This window comes from Enterobacter sp. RIT637 (assembly GCF_019718755.1).
Lineage (GTDB): Bacteria > Pseudomonadota > Gammaproteobacteria > Enterobacterales > Enterobacteriaceae > Enterobacter.
Genome location: NZ_JAIHAZ010000184.1, coordinates 1 through 524, shown reverse-complemented (window position 1 = coordinate 524; position 524 = coordinate 1). Strand labels below are relative to the sequence as shown.

Annotated in this window: 1 protein-coding gene; it reads right to left on the bottom strand. The window is 58.4% G+C overall.

Going from position 1 to position 524, the window contains the following annotated elements; genetic code table 11:
* On the bottom strand, positions 1-521 hold a 521-nt coding region (locus K5E19_RS23905; RefSeq protein ID WP_221553397.1), incomplete at its 3' end, for a LacI family DNA-binding transcriptional regulator.
* Between the last annotated feature and the right edge of the window lie 3 nt (positions 522-524).

The following is a 524-nucleotide window of genomic DNA, read 5'->3' as shown; positions in this document are numbered from 1 at the left end:
TTGCTGATGAGCATCCGCGTCGCCATCATCGCGCCGCTGACGTTATCCAGCCCAACGCAACGGTGCGCGTAGCCTGGCACAATCCGGTTGATTAACACCATCCCGGGGATCTGCTCCATAAACCCGGCCAGCTCTTCGTCGCTTAACGCTTTTGAATGCACAATCAGGGCATTGCAACGCTGGCGTATCAGCACCTCAATGGCATGACGCTCTTTTTCCGCCTCGTGATAGCTGTTGCCAATCAGCACGTATTTCTGGTGCTGCTGGGCGACAACGTCCACCGCTTTAACCAGCGCGCCAAAGAAGGCATCGGACACATCCATCACCACGACGCCAATGGTATCGCTCACCTGCGTCGCCAGCGCCTGCGCGTTGGCATTTGGCCGATACCCAAGCTGGGTCACGGCTTTCATTACGGTTTCACGGGTTTCAGGGCTGACCAGCGCGCTGTTGTTCAGCACGCGAGAGACGGTTGCCACGGAAACGCCCGCCAGGCGGGCGACGGCACGAATGGTGATCATGTT